We start from the raw sequence: 18,511 nt of genomic DNA on the forward strand, positions 1-18,511 counted from the left end.
GGCTGGCTGACCGCTGCTGTGCCGTCGGCCGCATCTGCAGGTCCGAGCACGCACCCGACCCCGTCACGCCGCGTCGATGGCCTCGGACAGGCGTTCGACCGCGATCACTTCCATGCCCTTCACCGAGCCGCCCTTGGGGGCATTGGCCTTGGGCACGATGGCGCGCTTGAAACCGTGGGTCGCCGCCTCGCGCAGGCGATCCTCGCCGTTTGGCACCGGCCGGATCTCACCGGAAAGGCCGACTTCGCCGAACGCGATGGTCTTCTCGGCCAACGGACGGTCCTGCAGCGAGGACAGCACCGCCAGCAGCACCGGCAGGTCGGCGGCGGTCTCCTGCACGCGGATGCCGCCGACCACGTTGACGAACACGTCCTGGTCGCCGACCAGCACGCCGCCATGCCGATGCAGCACCGCCAGCAGCATGGCCAGGCGGTTCTGCTCCAGCCCCACCGCCACGCGGCGCGGATTGGACAGCGGCGAGGCGTCGACCAGCGCCTGCACTTCCACCAGCAGCGGCCGGGTGCCCTCGCGGGTAACCATCACGCAGCTGCCGGGCTGGTGCGTGCTGGCACCGGAAAGGAAGATCGCCGACGGATTGGAGACCTCCTTCAGGCCCTTGTCGCCCATCGCGAACACGCCCAGCTCGTTGACCGCACCAAAGCGGTTCTTGAACGCACGCAGCAGGCGGAAGCGGCTGCCACTCTCGCCTTCGAAATACAGCACGGCATCGACCATGTGCTCCAGCACGCGCGGGCCGGCGATGCCGCCTTCCTTGGTCACATGGCCGACCAGGAACACGGCGGTTCCGGTTTCCTTGGCGAAACGCACCAGCCGTGCGGCACTCTCGCGCACCTGGCTGACCGAACCGGGCGCGGCGGTCAGCGTCTCGGTCCAGAGCGTCTGTACCGAATCGGCCACGATCAGCCGCGGCCCACTCTTGGTGGCGTGCTGCAGGATGGATTCGACACCGGTCTCGGCCAGCGCGTTGACGCCCTCCAGCGGCAGCTCCAGCCGATGCGCGCGGCCGGCGACCTGGGCCAGTGACTCTTCACCGGTGACGTAGAGCACCGGCAGGACCGCGGCCATCTTCGCCACCGCCTGCAGCAGCAGGGTGGATTTGCCGATGCCCGGATCACCACCGACCAGCACCACCGCGCCCTCGACCAGGCCGCCGCCGAGCACGCGGTCGAATTCACCGATCCCGGTGCTGACGCGGTTGTGCTCGGTCTGCGCCACGTCCTTCAGTGCCGTGATCTTCGGCGGGTCGATCTTGCCCGCCCAGCCGGCACGGCGCGACGCGGGCGCCTTGGCCGCCGCAGCGCTCTCAAGGACGATTTCCGACAGCGAGTTCCAGGCATTGCACTCCGTGCACTGGCCTTGCCACTTGCTGTATTCGGCGCCGCATTCATTGCAGACATACGCGGTGCGGGCTTTGGCCATCGGAGATTTCCTGCAGGGGCAACGAGCGTGGCAGGATAGCCGAGCCGGGTCGCAGCTGCTGCGACCACTCAAGTCCCACCCGTCTGTGCCGATAGCGGTGGCGGGCGTGCGCCTTGCGGGCGCCCCTCCCTCCTCCTCTGGATTCAACATGACTGGTAGTTACAGTCAGAGCCTGGTCGCCATCTCGTTGCTGGTGGCCATGCTGGCATCGTATACCGCGCTGGATATGGCCGGCCGCCTGGCCACGGCCCAGGGCCGGGTCGCCCGCTGGTGGCTGGCCGGCGGTGCCGCCGCGATGGGCCTGGGCATCTGGTCGATGCACTTCATCGCGATGCTGGCCTTCAAACTGCCGGTTCCGGTCGGCTACGACCTGGCGATCACCCTGTATTCGCTGGCGGTGTCGATCGGCGCGTCGGCCTATGCGCTGTGGCTGGTGTCGCGCCCCAGCCTGCCGTTGCAGCGGCTGGCCGCAGGTGCGGTGCTGATGGGACTGGGTATCGCGGCCATGCACTACCTGGGCATGGCCGCCATGCGCATGCAGCCCGGTATCGATTACCACCCAGGCTGGTTTGCCGCGTCGATCGCGGTGGCTGTCGCTGCCGCCGGTGCAGCGCTGTGGATTGCCTTCCGGCTGCGCGTGGAACAACGCAACACGGTGCGCCTGCGGATGCTGGCGTCGCTGGTGATGGGCCTGGCCATCGTCGGCATGCACTACACCGGCATGGCTGCCGCGCGCTTCCCGGCAGGCAGCGTCTGCGGCGCCATCGGCAGCGGCGGCATCGATCCCCGCTGGCTGGCAGTGCTGGTGATCGTGACCACCCTGGCCACGCTCGGCATCGCCCTGGTGGCCTCGCTGTTCGACCGCCAGATGCGCGTGCGCACCGGCCTGCTGGCCGATTCCCTGGCGCACGCCAACGACAAGCTGATCCAGGCCGCACTGCACGATCCGCTGACCCAGCTGCCGAACCGCATGCTGCTGCAGGATCGCATCGAGCAGGCCATCGAGAAGGCGCAACGCCGCCAGCAGTCGGTGGCGGTGATGTTCTGCGACCTGGATGGCTTCAAGGCCGTCAACGATGCCTACGGCCACCAGTTGGGTGACCGCCTGCTGGTCGCGGTGGCCCAGCGCCTGGGCGCGCAGCTGCGCCCGCAGGACACCCTCGCCCGCCTCGGCGGCGACGAGTTCGTGATCGTGCTGGCCATCGATGCACCTGATGATGCGGCGGTGGTCGCCGAGCGGGTGATCGCCGCGGCCGGTGAACCGTTCGTGCTGGACGCGGCGGAGCTGCAGGTCACCGCCAGCCTGGGCATTGCCCTGTATCCGGACGATGCCAGCGACGAACGCGAGTTGATGGCACATGCCGATGCGGCGATGTACCACACCAAGGAAACCGGCCGGAACGGCTACACCTTCTTCATTCCCTCGATGCAGCTCAGTGCCAACCGTCAGCTGCGGCTGCTGCAGGACCTGCGCAAGGCGATCGCGCGCAACGAACTGCTGCTGCACTACCAGCCGAAATTCCCGGCGGCCGATGCACCGGCCACCGGCGCCGAGGCGCTGCTGCGCTGGCAGCACCCGGAACTGGGCCTACTGGCGCCGGACGTGTTCATTCCCATCGCCGAGCGCAGCGGCCTGATCCTGCCGATCGGCGACTGGGTGCTGGACCAGGCGTGCGCGCAGCTGCGCGCCTGGCATGACGGCGGACACAGCCATTGGACGATGGCGGTGAACCTGTCGCCGCTGCAGTTCGCCTCGCCGGCCCTGCTGGAGAGTGTGCGTTCGGTCCTGCAGCGTCACCGCATCGACCCGGCGCGGCTGACCCTGGAGATCACCGAAACCACGGCGATGAAGGATGTCGAGGCCAGCCTGGCGATCCTCAACGATCTGACCGCGATGGGCGTGCACATCGCCATCGATGATTTCGGTACCGGCTATTCCAGCCTGCTGTACCTCAAGCGCATGCCGGCCACCGAGCTGAAGATCGACCGGGCGTTCGTGCATGACCTTGAACGCAATGACGAAGATTCCGCCATCGTGTCCTCGATCATCGCGCTGGGCCGTACCCTGCAGCTGCAGGTGGTGGCCGAGGGCGTGGAGACCCAGGCCCAGCGCGATTACCTGAGCGAGCTGGGCTGCGACCAGCTGCAGGGTTACCACCTGGGGCGGCCGATGGAGGCCGAGGAGTTCCTGCGCAAGGTCGGTTGAACCGGTGTGCGGGGTCGGATCCGTCTGGTAGTGCCGGCCGCTGGCCGGCTTCCCGCAATTGCCGGCCTCAGTGCATCATGTGCACGTTCATGTTGTGCATGACCCACAGGGTACCGACCACGATGATGCCGATCACCACCACGGTGAAGGCCGCAGCGTTGACGTTCCAGCGGCTCTCCGACGAGCGGTCCAGGTGCAGGAAGAACACCAGGTGGACCAGCATCTGCAGCACCGCGGTGATGGCGATCACCACACCGTTGACGGTGCGCGAGAAATCACCCGACATCACCATGTAGAACGGGATGACGGTCAGCACCACCGCCAGCACGAAGCCGATCAGGTACGACTTCACGGTGCCGTGGCTTTCGCCGCCGGCGGCGTGGTCGTGTGCATGGTTGTCATGTGCCATTACAGCGCTCCATTGAGGTAGACGACGGAGAACACGCCGATCCAGATCAGGTCCAGGAAGTGCCAGAACAGGCTCAGGCACGCCATGCGGGTCTTGTTGGTCGGGGTCAGGCCGTACTTCTTCAGCTGCACGAACATCACCAGCAGCCACAGCAGGCCGGCGCTGACGTGCAGGCCGTGGGTACCGACCAGGGCGAAGAACGCCGACAGGAAGGCACTGCGGTCCGGACCGTAGCCCTGATGGATCAGGTGCTGGAATTCATAGACTTCCATGCACATGAAGCCGAAGCCCAGCAGCCAGGTGATGCCCAGCCACAGGAACATCTGGCCGACCTGCTTGCGGTGCATGGAGATCATGCCCAGGCCGAAGGTCAGCGACGAGGTCAGCAGCAGCGCGGTTTCCCACGCCACGAACGGCAGCTCGAACAGGTCCTTCGCGCCGGGGCCGCCTTCAGTGCCGCCGGCCAGCACCACGTAGGTGGCAAACAGCGAGGCGAAGATGAGGCAGTCGCTCATCAGGTACACCCAGAAACCGAAGACGGTGTTGCCGCCGGTGTCGTGGTGCTCGTGGTCGTCATGGCCATGGGCCGCCGCGTGTGCGGCGTGCCCGTGGTTCACGGTCGAGGTATTGGTGCTCATGCCTTCAGCTCCGACTTCACCAGGCCCTGGGCTTCCAGGTGCTTGCGGTGTTCGTTCTCGATGCGTTCCACCTCGGCAGCCGGGACCCAGTAGTCCACGTCCTGGTCGAAGGTGCGGTAGATGAACGTGGCGATCATGCCGACGAAGCCGATGATGGCCAGCCACCAGATGTGCCAGATCATCGCAAAGCCGAACACCATGCTGAAGGCGCCGATGACAACGCCGGTGCCGGTGTTGCGCGGCATGTGGATGTCGGTGTACTTGGCCGGCTTCGGCCAGGCTTCACCACGCTGCTTGCGCTCCCAGAAATCGTCCAGCTCGGTGACTTCCGGCAGGGTGCCGAAGTTGTAGAAAGCCGGCGGCGAAGAGGTTTCCCACTCCAGCGTACGGGCATCCCACGGGTCGCCGGTCAGGTCGGCAGTCTTCTTGCGGTCGCGGATCGACACGGCCACCTGGATGATCTGGCACAGGATGCCGGCACCCACGATGAAGGCGCCCACAGCGGCCACCAGCAGGAACGGCTCGTAGGCCGGGTTGACGGTGCTCTGCAGACGACGGGTCATGCCCATGAAGCCCAGCACGTACATCGGCATGAAGGTCACATAGAAGCCGATGAACCAGCACCAGAACGCGCACTTGCCCCAGAACTCGTTGAGGCGGAAGCCGAACATCTTCGGCCACCAGTAGGTGATGCCGGCGAACATGCCGAACACCACGCCGCCGATGATGACGTTGTGGAAGTGGGCGATCAGGAACAGGCTGTTGTGCAGCACGAAGTCGATGGCCGGGATCGCCAGCATCACGCCGGTCATGCCGCCGATGGTGAAGGTGACCATGAAGCCGATGGTCCACAGCACGGGCGTGGTGAACTGCACGCGACCGCGGAACATGGTGAACAGCCAGTTGAAGATCTTCACGCCGGTGGGGATGGAGATGATCATCGTCGTGATGCCGAAGAAGGCATTGACGTTGGCACCCGAGCCCATGGTGAAGAAGTGGTGCAGCCACACGATGAACGACAGCACGCCGATGCAGGCGGTGGCGTAGACCATGCCCTTGTAGCCGAACAGGGCCTTGCGCGAGAAGGTCGCGATGACCTCGGAGAACACGCCGAAGGCCGGCAGCACCAGGATATAGACTTCCGGGTGACCCCAGATCCAGATCAGGTTGATGTACAGCATGGCGTTGCCGCCACCGTCATTGGTGAAGAAGTGCGTACCCAGGTAACGGTCCAGGGTCAGCAGCACCAGGGTGATGGTCAGCACCGGGAAGGCGGCGACGATCAGCACGTTGGTCACCAGAGCGGTCCAGGTGAAGACCGGCATCTGCATGAGCTTCATGCTCGGGGTGCGCATCTTGAGGATGGTGATGAAGAAGTTGATACCACTCAACGTGGTACCCAGACCCGCCACCTGTAGTCCCCATATGTAGTAGTCCATACCTACATTGTTGCTGTACTCGATGCCCGACAATGGCGGGAACGCCAGCCAGCCGGTGGCGGCGAATTCACCGATCCACAGCGACAGCATGATCAGCACCGCACCGGACACGAACAGCCAGAAGCTGAGCGAGTTGACGAACGGGAACGCGACGTCGCGCGCACCGATCTGCAGCGGCACGGCCAGGTTCATCAGGCCGGTGATCAGCGGCATCGCCACGAAGAAGATCATGATCACGCCGTGGGCGGTGAAGATCTGGTCGTAGTGGTGCGGAGGCAGGTAACCCTCGGACCCGCCGACGGCGATGGCCTGCTGGGTACGCATCATGATCGCGTCGGAGAAGCCGCGCAGCAGCATGACGAAGGCGACGATGATGTACATCACGCCGATCTTCTTGTGATCCACCGAGGTGAACCACTCCTTCCACAGATAGCCCCACAGCTTGAACTTGGTGATCAGGGCGACGACGCCCAGGCCACCAAGGATCGCGCCGACCAGGGTGGTCAGCACGATCGGATCGTGGGGGATCGACTCAAGAGAGAGTTTTCCCAACATGTTCATTCTCCCGAACCCGCGTGGCCGGCATGGCCTGCGTGTTCGTGTTCGGTGGCATCCAGGTTCTCGCCGGATTCCTTGGACTCATGGGCGTCGCTCGGGGCATGGCCCTCGTGCGCTTCATGGCTGGCAGCGTCGGCAGCAGCGGCACCGGCATGGGAATGCTTCATGCCGTAGTGCTTGTTGTCGCCCATGTGCTTGGCGATGACCCAATCGAACAGGTTGTCTTCAACCTTGCCGAAGTAGGTGACCGGGTACCACTCGGAATTCTTCGCTTCGCCCAGCGCCTTGAACGAGGCCTTGTCCAGGCTCTGCTCGCCGGCACGGACCTGGTCCAGCCACTGGCGGTACTGCGCATCGGTGACCGAGTAGGCAGTGAAATGCATCTTGGCGAAGCCTGCACCGCTGTAGTGCGAGGACATGCCCGGGAATTCACCGGTCTCGTTGGCGATCAGGTGGAGCTTGGTCTCCATCGCCGCCATCGAATAGATCATGCTGCCCAGATGCGGGATGAAGAACGCATTCATCACCGTATCGGAGGTGATCTCGAAGTTCAGCGGGGTGTTGACCGGGAACTTGATCTCGTTGACGACCGCGATCTTCTCTTCCGGATAGATGAACAGCCACTTCCAGTCCAGCGAGATCGCCTGGATGGTGACCGGCTTGACGTCCGATTCCAGGGGCTTGTACGGATCCAGCGCGTGCGAGGACCGCCAGGTCAGCACCGCCAGGACCAGCACGATCATGCAGGGGATCGACCACACCACCACCTCGATCGCCGTCGAGTGGGACCACTTCGGCTCGTAGCGGGCCTTGGTGTTGGAGGCGCGATACTTCCACGCGAAGGTCAGGGTCATGATGATGACCGGGATGACGACCAGCAGCATGAGCACGGTGGCCGTGATCAGCAGTGTCTTTTCATCCTGGCCGATCTGGCCCTTCGGACTGAGGATGGCCACGGCATCGCAGCCGGTGAGCATCACCAGCAATGCGAGCAGCAGGCCCGGGCGCAACCAGCGCCCAAGGGTTTTCAACGGAATCATCGGTCGATCCAATTGCGAGGGAATGCCGTTCCCCGTCCTGCCCGCACCGGCCAAAGCCGGGCCCACCCGTCCAGAAGACAGGCAGGTGAGGTGGGGTCGAGTCAGCCTTTCAATTTTAGGCCGTCACCCACCATTTAAGAAAGGCATTGACAATGATCAGGCGCAGGAAAGGCCCGGATCTGGATGCGACACGTTGTCGCACCGCGCCATTGCGGCAGGCAGAACGCGCGGGGACGGCAGCGTAGCATCGGCCACGAGGACGACGAGGCCCCTCGTTCGGCAAAGTCGACTGAACAGGTTCAGCAAGTTGTGACCCCCCATTCTTCGAGGAACCCGGCATGGAAAGACCCTTCAGCGTTGAACGCATCGACCACCTGGTGCTGAGGGTGCGCGATCTGGCCCGCAGCGAAGCCTTCTATGGCCAGGTGCTGGGCTGCGCGGTGGTGCGGCGGCGCGAGCACCTGGGCCTGGTACACCTGCGCGCGGGCGCATCGATGATCGACCTGATCAGCCTGGACGGCACGCTCGGTCGCCACGGCGGCAGCGGACCGGGCAGCGAAGGGCGCAACGTTGACCACCTGTGCCTGCGCGTCGAACCCTTCGACGAAGCGGCGCTGGTCGCCCACCTGGCCGCCCACGGCGTACCGGTGCCGGGGCCGGCCGAAGTCAACTTCGGTGCCGAGGGCGACGGATTGTCGTTGTACTTCAAGGATCCGGACGGCAACACGGTGGAGTTGAAGGGGCCTGCCAACGGAGCCGCGCAATGACCCGGTCCGCCACCACGCCGGCGAAGATCGACTTCAAGACGCAGGACAAGGCGCTGTACCGGCCACCGGCCGGCTCGTTCGTGCGGGTCGAGGTACCGCCGATGTCCTTCGTGATGGTCGATGGCCAGGGTGATCCGAACCAGGCCCCGGCCTATCGCGATGCGGTGGAGTGGCTGTACTCGGTCAGCTACGCACTGAAGTTCGCGATGAAGGCTGAAGGACGGGATTACGTGGTGCCGCCACTGGAGGGACTGTGGTGGGCCGACGACCCGTCCAGCTTCGTGGCACGGCGCAAGCACGCGTGGCGCTGGACGATGATGATCCGCACGCCGCTGGACGTCGGCGTTCCGCGTTTCAGCGAAGCGGTGGCCAAGGCATCGAACAAGCGCGGTACCGCGCCGCAGAGCCTGCGCCTGGCGCTTTACGAGGAAGGCCTGTGCCTGCAGACGCTGCATGTAGGCGCCTACGATGACGAGGGCCCGACACTGGCCGAACTGCATGAACGGATCATGCCGGCACAGGGGCTGACCTTCGCCGGGCCACATCATGAGATCTACCTGGGCGACCCACGCAAGGTAGAGCCTGCTCGCCTGAAAACGGTGCTGCGGCAACCGGTGCGGGCGCGGTGACGGCCGCGTCTCGGGCTGCTCCGTCAGCCGCCCTGGAACCGCACCGGGAGACGCAGGGTGATCTGCTTGACCGTGGTCACCGGCCGCCGGGGGGTGACATGCCATTGGAGTGCAGCCTCTCGGGCGGCGCGATCCAGCGCAGGATGTCCGCTGCTGCGGTCCACGGTCACATCGAGCACGCGCCCCTCGGCTGACATGGTGATCAGCAGCTCGACGCTGCCTTCCAGCACCGTCTCCCCGTCACCACGCGGATAACGCGGGGGATGCCGGCGCGTCATCGCCGCCAACTGCGCACCCAGCGCCTGCTCGGGGTCCAGCTGCGGCGGCGGCGGTTCCATGGCCGTCGGCGCTGGTGCGTCCACTGTCACCGCCGGCGGCGTGGCGGCGACAGGCGCTTTGAACACGACCGTCACCTGCCTGCGCTCGCCGCCTGTGGGCACCTTCGACGCGCTGAGCCAGGTGCGTGCGCCCCGGCGCGCGGCCTCATCCAGTTGGGCGCTGCCACTGCTGCCTTCCACCAGCACCGCTGTAACCACGCCGGTCTGCCAGACATCCACCTGCAGGGTCACCATGCTGTCGGCCTCCACAGGTGCGCGCAGCGGGATGCCATGGCGCAGGTCCTTGAAGCCGGCGGCGGGCAGGTCGACCAGCACCTGCCCATACTCTGCTGGTGGCGACGACGGCGGCAGAGAGGGTGACGTACGCAACGCCAGGCCCTTGCGATCGACCAGCATCCCCGCTGGCGGCATCGCGCGTTGCGCCTGCCTGGCGGTGTCCGCTTTCGGGACCGCCGGCGGCGAAGGCTCCGACACCGCCGGGCCAGCGGGGCCAGCGGGGTCTGCGGCGGTGTCGGCGGCGTCCGGCGCATTGCCTTTGCCTGCCTTCGCCTGCCGATCGTCATCGCCCAGCAGCAGTGTCGCGCGCGCCGTCAGGATCTCCATGCGGTCTTCGGACGCACTGGCCAGCAGCGTCGAGAGCATGAACACGTCGCTGCCAAGCAGCAGCGTGTTCACGTCGAACCGGGCGGGATCGGACGAAGCGTTCTTGTCACTGCGGTCGATCAGTCCGGCAATCACCAGCGCGCCCAGCGCCAGCTCTTCGTCCGTGTCGACCATCGTCGAAGCGTAGGCATTCCACAGACGCTCCTCCAGCGGTGCATAGGCGAACAACACCTCCTGCGTGCCGTGGACGCGCCACAGGCGCTCTTCCAGTGCCGCGTCGCCCTCACGGTCGAACGGCTTGCGCGGCGACCACCGTGAGCGGATCGCCAGCTCCTGCAGATCCGTCGCCAGCAGGCGCATGGCAACCGAGGTGCTCGATGGCGAGAGTTTCCACATCTGCTGCAGCAGCTCGACCTGCTTCAGCTCCAGCTCGCGCGCTTCCTCCGCCGTCAGCCGGTCCACCATCGCGCCCGCATCGCTGGCCAGACCCGCCGTCCTTTGCGTGCGGCGGCCGGACCGGGCGGCAAGGGTCTCGATGGTCTCGTTGTACGCCGCGCGCAGGCGCTCGTACTCGGTGCGGTCTTCGCGCAGCACGGGGCCATTGCGCGCCCACAGATCCAGCTCCTGCATCAGCGCCTGCGTACGCGGCAGATCACCGCGGGCAGCAGTACGCGCGGTTTCGTGCACCTTGTTGAGCATTTCCCGCTCGAAATGACCGCGCGAGTACCAGCGCGGAACCGTAGTGCGATCCTCGCCGACCAGTACCGAGCTCGGCCCCTGTTGACCGCTTCCTGCGCCCGTAGCGCCATCCCCGGAAATGCCGGTGACGATAAAGACGACGAAAGAGAGGAAGCCGAACATCACCGACGCGATCAGATAGTCCACGGCCCGGTCCTGCACCGCTACGCGCAGGAATGACAGCACCGACACCGCTCCGCCGATCAGCAGCGCAGCACGCAACGCCGCCCTGCCATCACTCAACACGCCGCTCGACAGCACTCGTCCGAGCCAGCCGATCGAGCTGTAGACCAGCACGCCGAGGTCGCCCCAGAACGGCGCCATCCCGATCAGCGCCAGCAACAGCACGGCCAGTACACCCAGCAGCTTCATGGGCGCTTGCTCATGATCAGCATCGGCACGAACAGGATGAACAGCAGGATCGCGATCGCCAGCATGGCCATCTGCACGGCCAGCCCCACGCCATCCCAGATGCCCGGATCCACCAGCGCGCTGTAGCGGCGGTAGGCCGGCATGCCCCAGCCCATCACCCAGCCCAGCAGCAGCGTGCCGATCACCGCCATCGTCACCCGCGACATCACCCCGGGCACGCCGCTGGCCGCCGATGCCTGCGCGGCGACCGGCTGCGCCTGGGCGACGCGCGCGGCGGTGCGTGCACGCTGCTTGCGGGCCTTGTTCGGTTTCTGCCGCGTGCGAGTCTGCGCCGCGCGTGCGCTGCCGGCCAGCAGTTCGGCGCGGGCGCAGGCGGCACAGGGCATGCCGACAAAATGCTGGTGGGCCGCATCCTTGCCGCACGCCACCAGCTGACCGGCGTTGCGCCGTGCGTAGTCCAGCAGCAGCGTGGCCCATTCCTGCGCCGAAGGCCGCCGCCGCGCCTGCGCCGAGAACGCACGATCAAACATGTCGCGCAGTGCCGGCGGGAACATCTCATGGCCGCTGACCGGCGAGGGCAACATCCGCGGATGCGGCTTGCCGCGCGCATATGGGTACAGGTTGGCGGCGATGCGCGCCGGCAGGTCACTGGGCACCGTCGCCCCCTGCGGCCGGCCCGCATACGGATGCAGGCCGGAATTGAGCAGCTGGAACACCATCACCGCCAGCGCGAATCGATCCTGCGCCTCCTCCTGGCCCGGCTTCACCCCCGGCTGCTGGAACTCGGACGCCAGATAGTCGGTAGTGACCTGCCCGGCCGGGAAGCGCTCGCCCTTGCCCTGGATGCTGAAACCATCGCAATCGAGCATCGCGATGAACAAGGTGCTGCGATAGAACCGCACGTTCAGCGGCTTGAGGTCGACCACATAGTGCTGCCGCCGGTGCAGCGCAGCCAGCATCACCGCCAGGTTGGCCGCCAAGGTCATCTTCGCGCCCAGGCCGGTAGGCAGGCCCTCGGCGCGTGCCTGCCGCTCCTGCAGCACATGCTCCAGATCGCTGGTGGCCGACAGATCCAGGATCGGCATGGTGAAGCCTATGAAACGCCCACTGCGATCCCGCAGCAGGGTCATCGGCCAGGCAATCTGTACCTGGTCGGCCCCCTGCCCTTCCATCGGCGGCAGGTCCGGCTGCAGCTCCAGCATCGCCTGCAGCTTGCGCTCGTAGACGCGCGCGTCCTTGTCCGAATGGTAGAGCTTGGCCACTTCGCGCGGCCGCTCCTTGAGGGTGAACACGCTGCCCGCACCGCCACTCTTGAGCAACCGCTCCAGGGTGAGCGGCCTGCGCTGCGCGTCGTAGACCTTTTCGCCGCTGCGCCCGGGCATGTGCTCAGGCCGGCAGCGCGACCAGCAACGTCTTGTCGTCGCCGGTGATCTGATCGGTGCGCGGGTCGGCCAGCGTCGCGTGCAACGCCTGGCTGCCGTGGGTCTCGTCCACGCCGGCCAGATAACGGATCACCGGTGCGATGAACGGTTGGAACAGGCTGTCGCCCGCGCGCGACATCGCAAACGGCTGCACGCCGTCGGACATCAGCACCAGCGCATCGATGGCCCCTTCGAAGCGGGTCAACCGCAGCTGCTCGCGCCAGTTGCCACCGGTCACGAACCAGGTTTCGTTGGCGTACTCGCCATTGGCGGGCAGCGATACCGCATCGGGCGATTCATTGCTGAACGCACAGGCGGCCACGCCATCGCCCACATGGAAGAACCAGCCGCCATCGCGCGTAGCGACCGCCCCTACCAGCGTGCAGGCATGGTCGGAGAGCTTCAGGCCCTGGCTCAGCGCAAGCATCGCCAGCTGCCCGCGCGCATCGTCGACAGCGGTTTCGATGATGCTGCGCAGCGCGTCCACCGGCAGTGCCAGTGGATCGGCGCCGAGCTGCGCGGACCCGGTAACCGACGCCGCCACGCTGCTGGATACATGCCGGGCGCCCACATCGCTGTGCGATGCGGAGCCTGCGCCATCGCAGACCACCGCAACCAATGTCTGCCCCACCTGCACCGACGCATAGGCGTCCTGGCAGGGCTGCCCGCGGTCCAGATGGGACCGTCCCGTGGCCGATGCGGCCATCACGCGCCAGGCCATGGTCAGACCGGCACTTGTGACCAGCTGTCGGTGGCCGGCAATTGCACCTGGCCACCGGGCGTCGAATTGGAGACCACCCGCATGCTGGCGCTCAGCCACAGGAACAGTTCCTTGAACTGCAGGCCCTGCAGGCGCTTCACGCCGCGCTCGCCATTGCGGCTGAACTGACCCAGCACGCTCATGTCGGCATTACCGACGGCGATCGGGAACACTGCCACCTTGTTCTGCTGCTCGGCCTCGCGGCACTGCTCGGCCACCGCTTCCCAGGCGTCCGTGGGCTGTCCATCGGACATCAGGAACAGCCACGGCCGGGTGTAGGCAACGCCGGCCTGGCGGAAGCGCGCCTTCTCGTCTTCAATCTCCTGCAGCGCTACTTCCACTGCCGCGCCAGTCGGCGTGGTGCCGTTGGCCGACAACGTGGGCGCGGTGAAATCCATCGCATCGCACCAGTCACCGCTGATGGCCGCGTTGTCCATGCCGCCGTACTCGACCAGCAGCACGCGCACACGCTTGGCCGCGATCACATCGGCTTTCAGCTCCTGCTCCAGCAGCTTCAGGCCCGCGTTCAACTGCTCGATGGGGCCACCGCTCATGCTGCCGGAACAGTCCAGCACCAGGATCAGCGGCGTGCGCTGCTCACTGTTGTCGACCAGCGAAACATCGGGGATTGCAGCAATGGACATGATGGGAAGCCTCCGTGCGGGTGAACCGGTGCAGGTGATCTGCGCGGCCGATTATAGGCAGAGCTGAAGGGCCCAGGGGCGAGGGCCGACGGAGAACCGTGCCGCCCAAACAAAAAGCCCCGGCCAAGGCCGGGGCTTTTGCTGAAACTGGTGCCGGAAATAGGAATCGAACCTACGACCTACGCATTACGAATGCGCCGCTCTACCAACTGAGCTATTCCGGCGAAGCAGGCAATTTTACGGTCGCCCTGCCCCTGCGGTCAATCCGGTCGTGACGGTTGCCGTCAAACGCCCACCCGCCCGGGCTCTCAACCCGCCGCCACCCGGTTGCCGCACTCCCGCCCCGCCGCGAAATCGGCCAGGTTGCCCAGCGTGATCGCCGAGATCTCCTGCAGCGCCTCCACGGTGAAGAAGCCCTGGTGGCCGGTCACCAGCACGTTGGGGAAGGTCATCAGGCGCTGGAAGGCCTCATCGTCGATGATCTCGCCGGACAGGTCCTGGAAGAACAGCGCGCTTTCCTGCTCGTAGACGTCGATGGCCAGGTGGCCCAGCCGGCGCGACTTCAGCGCGCGGATCACCGCATGGGTATCGACCAGGCCGCCACGCGAGGTGTTGACCAGCATCGCGCCGGGCTTCATCCGCGCCAGCGAGGCGTCGTCGATCAGGTGCTGGGTATCCGGGGTCAACGGGCAATGCAGCGAGACGATGTCCGAGCGCGAGAGCAGCTCGTCCAGTTCAACCATTGTGCCGATCCCGGTGAAAGCCGGCGAAGGATACGGATCGTGCCCCAGCACAGTGCAGCCCATGCCGCGGAAGATGCGCGCGGTGGCCAACCCGATCTTGCCGGTACCGACGATGCCCACGGTCTTGCCATGCAGGGTGCGGCCGAGCAGGCCATCCAACATGAAGTTGCCCTCACGCACGCGGTTGTAGGCGCGATGGGTGTGCCGGTTGAGGGTCATCACCAGCGCCAGTGCGTGCTCGGCCACCGCTTCCGGCGAGTAGGCCGGCACGCGGGCGACGAACAGGCCGAGCGCATTCGCGCTGGCCAGGTCCACATTGTTGAAGCCGGCACAGCGCAGCAGCACCGCGCGTACGCCCAGCGCATGCAGGGCCTGCAGCACCGGCGCATCGAGCCTGTCGTTGACGAACACGCAGACGGCGGCGCAGTCCTGTGCCAGCGCGGCGGTGTGCACGTCCAGCGCCGCGTCGAAGTACACGAACTGGAAATCCTGCCCTGCCCCCTCGCGCAGGTTGGCTTCCTCGAGAAAGCGGCGGTCGTAGGGACGGGCACTGAAAACGGCGATCTGCATGGCAAGGCCTGCGCGGAAATCCGCCACGACCATAGCGCACCCGCACCCCGATGGGGATGGCACCGGCGGCGCGACGGCCGCCGGTACCGGTACTGCCTTAGAACGTATAGCCCAGGCCCAGCATCACGCCGTTCTGCAGCTGGCCGTCGCGGCGCTCGCCCACGTAGTCGACCATCACCGACAGGCGATCGGTGGCGCGGCTGGTCACACCCAGGTTCCAGGCCAGCACCTGCTCGCCCACGCTCTGGCTGCTGGCACCGAACACCAGGTCCGGCGCAGCGGCGAAGCCGGTGCTGTAATGGGCCTGGGTGTCGCCCAGTTCCTTCTGCCAGACAACGCGCGCGCGCGGGGTGATGCGCTCGCCGTTGTTGCCTTCGAAGGTCTTGAACACCTGCAGGCCCGCACCAACGCGGATGCTTTCCAGGCTGTCACCACGCCCCACCAGTGCGCCGGCTCCCTGCCCTTCATTGAAACGGGTGGCCGAGGTGCGCGCGTAATCGACCACCGGCAGCAGCGGCTGGATCACTACGCCCTTGGCGGTGGTGAACGAGAAGCCGTGCTCCAGCCGGGCCGAGATCGCATCGTTGTTGTACTTGGCACGCAACGGACCCTGCAGGCCATCGATGCCATCGATGCTGCGGCGGGTGTCGTGGCGCAGATCGGTATAGCGCACCGAGGCCGACAGGTAGCCACGCGAATAGGTGGCATCCAGGTAGCCGCCCACATCCAGCGCGCGCACGTCGCCGCTGAAACCGGAACCATCGCGGCCCTTGGTCGACATGTCCGCGGCGGCAACGCTGACGCCCAGCGTCACCCGGTCATCGGCCAGCTGCGTATCGGCACCGAGCACGATGCCGCCGACGGTATGGCTCAGGCCGGCCACGCCGCCCTCGCCATCGATGCGGCCATGGCTGCCGAAACCGCGGCCCCAGAGGCCGTGGCTGCGCGGCGCTTCGCTGCCGAAGTTGGTGCTGCCACCGCCTGCCCCCGCCGGCTCCACCAGATGCATCGCCAACTGGTTGAACAGACTGCCATTGGGCATGCCCGGCTGTGCCGAAGCCGCCTGCGCGGCCTGTGCGGCCAAGCCACCGGCATCACCGCTGCCGCTGCGCCGTGCGGCCTGGTGCTGCTGCACCACGCTGCCGATGCTGCCGACCAGCGCGTTGTCGGCCAGGCGCAGGCTGGCATGGCCATCACCGCGCAGTGCACCGGCCTGCTGGGCGATCACATCGCGGTCAGCGAACTGCAGCGCCCCCAGCAGCGGCTTCAGCCCGGCATCCTGGCGCTGGCCGGCAGTGGCCAGCGCGCGACCGAGTCCATCGTTGCCATTGTTGCCGGTGAGCTGCGCGAGCTGGTCGAAGCCGGGGTTGGCGGTCAGCGACAGGCCCTCGGCGGTCTGGTTGATGTTGAAGCTCAGCAGCGAATTGTGGCGCGGCCGGAACACCTCGCCGTCGGTGATGCTGGCCGTATAGCCGGTGTCACCCAGGCGCACCGCATCGGTGAAACCGCCCTGGTAGATCGGGCCGCTCACCAGCTCACGCTGGTAGTTGCCGGCGTAGAAGCCCTGCGCCACGTTCAGTTCAAGGTGGGCGCCCGGCGAGATGACCAGCGCACCCTCGTTGGCGCCGCTGTCGTAGAAGTCGCCCACGCGCAGACGGCCACTGTTGGCGCCGCCTGCCTCGGTGACGTCGAACAGCACCTTGCCGCCCGGCATGATGTTGACGTAGCCATGGGTGACCAGGTCACCACCACGCGGCATCAGGGTGCCGTACACGCGCAGGCGGTTGAAGCCATCCTCGCGGTACGACGGGCCGGTGGCATCGAGCAGTGCGCTCGAGTCGGTGGCAACCGAGGCGATGTCGCCGTGGCCGACCACCATGCCGGCCGCCAGCACGCGCAGCTCCGGGGTGCGCAACGCGCCGCCTTCCAGGGCGATGGTGCCGTTCTCCACCAGCATGAAATCGGCGCCGGTGGTTTCGGCGGTGCGCCAGGTGCCGCCCTTGGCGACGCGGATCACGCCAGCCGAATTGCCCAGAGTGGAGGCGTCCAGTTCATCCAGGCGCAGCTGGCCCAGAAGGAGCTGCTGTGTACCCGGATTGTTGAGGTAATCCTGCACCGAAGCCGGGCCGATGCCGTTCGGGCCGGCGCTGGAGCGGTTGTAGATGTTCACCGCATAGTTGATGTACGTGGTGGCGAAGTCGGTATCGTTCCAGCGCGCGAAGTCGTCATCGACGAACGCCTGCAGCTGGCGCGCAGTACGCAGGTAGCCTGGATTGATGTCGCCGCTGACATTGCTGGTGACCGTCAGGGTATCGCCCGGATCGCGGTAACCGGCGGCGGTGATGATGTTGTTGCTGTAGATGTCCTGGCCGGGGAAGGTCTCCAGCCTGCGGCCGCTGCCATCGGGATCGAAACTGACCGAAGCGCCGGTGGTCCGGGCCGGATCGCGGAACACCAGCAGGCCGTTGGGCTGCACCACCTCGTACATGGCCTTGTGCAGCAGGCCGGCATCCATGCCACCGCCGTAGTTGCCGGTGTAGATCTCGGTCATCCGTGGCGAAGGCGTGTAGATCACCTTGCCACCGCTGCTGGCGGCGTGGATCTGCACCGAGTCGACCAGCGGCAGGTCACCGGCCAGGTAACGTTCGACGCCACCGGACTGCATGATCGAGCAGGACGAGATGCAGTGGCCGGACACGATGGTGTTCAGGCCGTTGGTGCGGATCACTCCCTGCAGCCACTCACCCGCGATCAGCGCGCCACCATTGGAGGTGCGCAGCACGACTTCGCGGATCGGGCGGCCTTCGGCCTGCGCTTTGGCCAGCAGCGCCGGCAGCGCGACGACGTCGGCGACGGTGACACCGCCACTCAGCACGACGCGATCGCCCTGCACGTGATAATTCATTGCCATGACGTCATCCATCTGACCCAGGGTCGCGATACCCACCAGGCCTGCCAGGGCGATGCTCAACTTCGAATGCTTCATTGCGTTCTCTCTCTCCGCCCGCACCACGCGGGTCGAAAGCAGAACGCAGCAGCGGGCTCGACGCCCCCAGTCGACGGCCAGAAAAAACATGAATGCATTCACAATGGAAATGCGGGAGAAACGTGGGCTTCCCCATCCGGTCACCGTCGCGTAAAACTCGGTGACGCGTCCGTCATCGTCGTCCGAGGCCCTCCCCTGTCCGCGCCCTCC

The 18,511-nt window shown here is 66.3% G+C and carries 14 protein-coding genes and 1 tRNA gene; 3 read left to right on the top strand and 12 right to left on the bottom strand.

What is annotated here, in order from left to right; genetic code table 11:
* Positions 1–63: 63 nt before the first annotated feature.
* Positions 64–1,440: a DNA repair protein RadA gene (gene radA / locus AB4Y98_RS03840; RefSeq protein ID WP_025873829.1), complete on the bottom strand. Its 1,377-nt coding sequence runs from the start codon at positions 1,438–1,440 to the stop codon at positions 64–66.
* 148 nt (positions 1,441–1,588) lie between these two features.
* Between radA and AB4Y98_RS03845 the strand changes: the two genes are divergently transcribed.
* Positions 1,589–3,646: a putative bifunctional diguanylate cyclase/phosphodiesterase gene (locus AB4Y98_RS03845; RefSeq protein ID WP_312786442.1), complete on the top strand. Its 2,058-nt coding sequence runs from the start codon at positions 1,589–1,591 to the stop codon at positions 3,644–3,646.
* A 67-nt stretch (positions 3,647–3,713) separates the two neighbouring features.
* On the opposite strand, the gene cyoD is transcribed toward AB4Y98_RS03845, so the two are convergent.
* From cyoD to cyoA, 4 genes are read right to left on the bottom strand one after another with little or no spacing between them, the layout of a single operon-like run.
* The gene (cyoD, locus tag AB4Y98_RS03850; protein WP_025873831.1) at positions 3,714–4,055 is read right to left on the bottom strand and encodes a cytochrome o ubiquinol oxidase subunit IV; all 342 of its coding nucleotides are present in this window, start codon (positions 4,053–4,055) and stop codon (positions 3,714–3,716) included.
* Positions 4,055–4,693: a cytochrome o ubiquinol oxidase subunit III gene (gene cyoC / locus AB4Y98_RS03855; RefSeq protein ID WP_442243807.1), complete on the bottom strand. Its 639-nt coding sequence runs from the start codon at positions 4,691–4,693 to the stop codon at positions 4,055–4,057. The genes cyoD and cyoC overlap by 1 nt, the downstream gene beginning before the upstream one ends.
* Positions 4,690–6,687, bottom strand: coding sequence for a cytochrome o ubiquinol oxidase subunit I (gene cyoB, locus AB4Y98_RS03860; RefSeq protein WP_089239620.1), 1,998 nt, complete (start codon positions 6,685–6,687; stop codon positions 4,690–4,692). The genes cyoC and cyoB overlap by 4 nt, the downstream gene beginning before the upstream one ends.
* A gap of 2 nt (positions 6,688–6,689) precedes the next feature.
* A complete protein-coding gene (gene cyoA / locus AB4Y98_RS03865) occupies positions 6,690–7,730 on the bottom strand; it encodes a ubiquinol oxidase subunit II (RefSeq protein WP_312786440.1) in 1,041 nt (346 codons plus the stop codon).
* Between the two features lie 338 nt (positions 7,731–8,068).
* Here cyoA and AB4Y98_RS03870 point away from each other — a divergent pair, with 338 nt between their 5' ends.
* Together AB4Y98_RS03870 and AB4Y98_RS03875 are read left to right on the top strand one after the other, a co-directional pair.
* The gene (locus AB4Y98_RS03870; RefSeq protein ID WP_312109750.1) at positions 8,069–8,497 is read left to right on the top strand and encodes a VOC family protein; all 429 of its coding nucleotides are present in this window, start codon (positions 8,069–8,071) and stop codon (positions 8,495–8,497) included.
* Complete coding sequence (locus tag AB4Y98_RS03875) at positions 8,494–9,126, top strand: GyrI-like domain-containing protein (RefSeq protein ID WP_312109747.1); 633 nt, start codon at positions 8,494–8,496, stop codon at positions 9,124–9,126. The genes AB4Y98_RS03870 and AB4Y98_RS03875 overlap by 4 nt, the downstream gene beginning before the upstream one ends.
* Positions 9,127–9,149: 23 nt before the next feature.
* On the opposite strand, the gene AB4Y98_RS03880 is transcribed toward AB4Y98_RS03875, so the two are convergent.
* From AB4Y98_RS03880 to AB4Y98_RS03910, 7 genes are all read right to left on the bottom strand, one after another.
* Positions 9,150–11,177, bottom strand: coding sequence for a TonB family protein (locus AB4Y98_RS03880; RefSeq protein ID WP_442243808.1), 2,028 nt, complete (start codon positions 11,175–11,177; stop codon positions 9,150–9,152).
* On the bottom strand, positions 11,174–12,559 hold the full coding sequence (locus AB4Y98_RS03885; protein WP_051584969.1) for a hypothetical protein: 1,386 nt from the start codon (positions 12,557–12,559) through the stop codon (positions 11,174–11,176). Before AB4Y98_RS03885 ends, AB4Y98_RS03880 begins: the two co-directional genes overlap by 4 nt.
* 4 nt (positions 12,560–12,563) lie before the next feature.
* Positions 12,564–13,319: a PP2C family serine/threonine-protein phosphatase gene (locus AB4Y98_RS03890; RefSeq protein WP_033830639.1), complete on the bottom strand. Its 756-nt coding sequence runs from the start codon at positions 13,317–13,319 to the stop codon at positions 12,564–12,566.
* Positions 13,320–13,321: 2 nt separating this feature from the next.
* A complete protein-coding gene (locus AB4Y98_RS03895; RefSeq protein ID WP_051584968.1) occupies positions 13,322–14,002 on the bottom strand; it encodes a vWA domain-containing protein in 681 nt (226 codons plus the stop codon).
* A gap of 148 nt (positions 14,003–14,150) precedes the next feature.
* Positions 14,151–14,226, bottom strand: a tRNA-Thr gene (locus AB4Y98_RS03900).
* 84 nt (positions 14,227–14,310) lie between these two features.
* Complete coding sequence (locus tag AB4Y98_RS03905; RefSeq protein ID WP_442243809.1) at positions 14,311–15,315, bottom strand: 2-hydroxyacid dehydrogenase; 1,005 nt, start codon at positions 15,313–15,315, stop codon at positions 14,311–14,313.
* Positions 15,316–15,412: 97 nt separating this feature from the next.
* The gene (locus tag AB4Y98_RS03910) at positions 15,413–18,301 is read right to left on the bottom strand and encodes an autotransporter domain-containing protein (RefSeq protein ID WP_442243810.1); all 2,889 of its coding nucleotides are present in this window, start codon (positions 18,299–18,301) and stop codon (positions 15,413–15,415) included.
* Positions 18,302–18,511 lie beyond the last annotated feature (210 nt).

It is taken from the genome of Stenotrophomonas sp. 2YAF26, assembly GCF_052114625.1.
Classification (GTDB): domain Bacteria; phylum Pseudomonadota; class Gammaproteobacteria; order Xanthomonadales; family Xanthomonadaceae; genus Stenotrophomonas; species Stenotrophomonas indicatrix.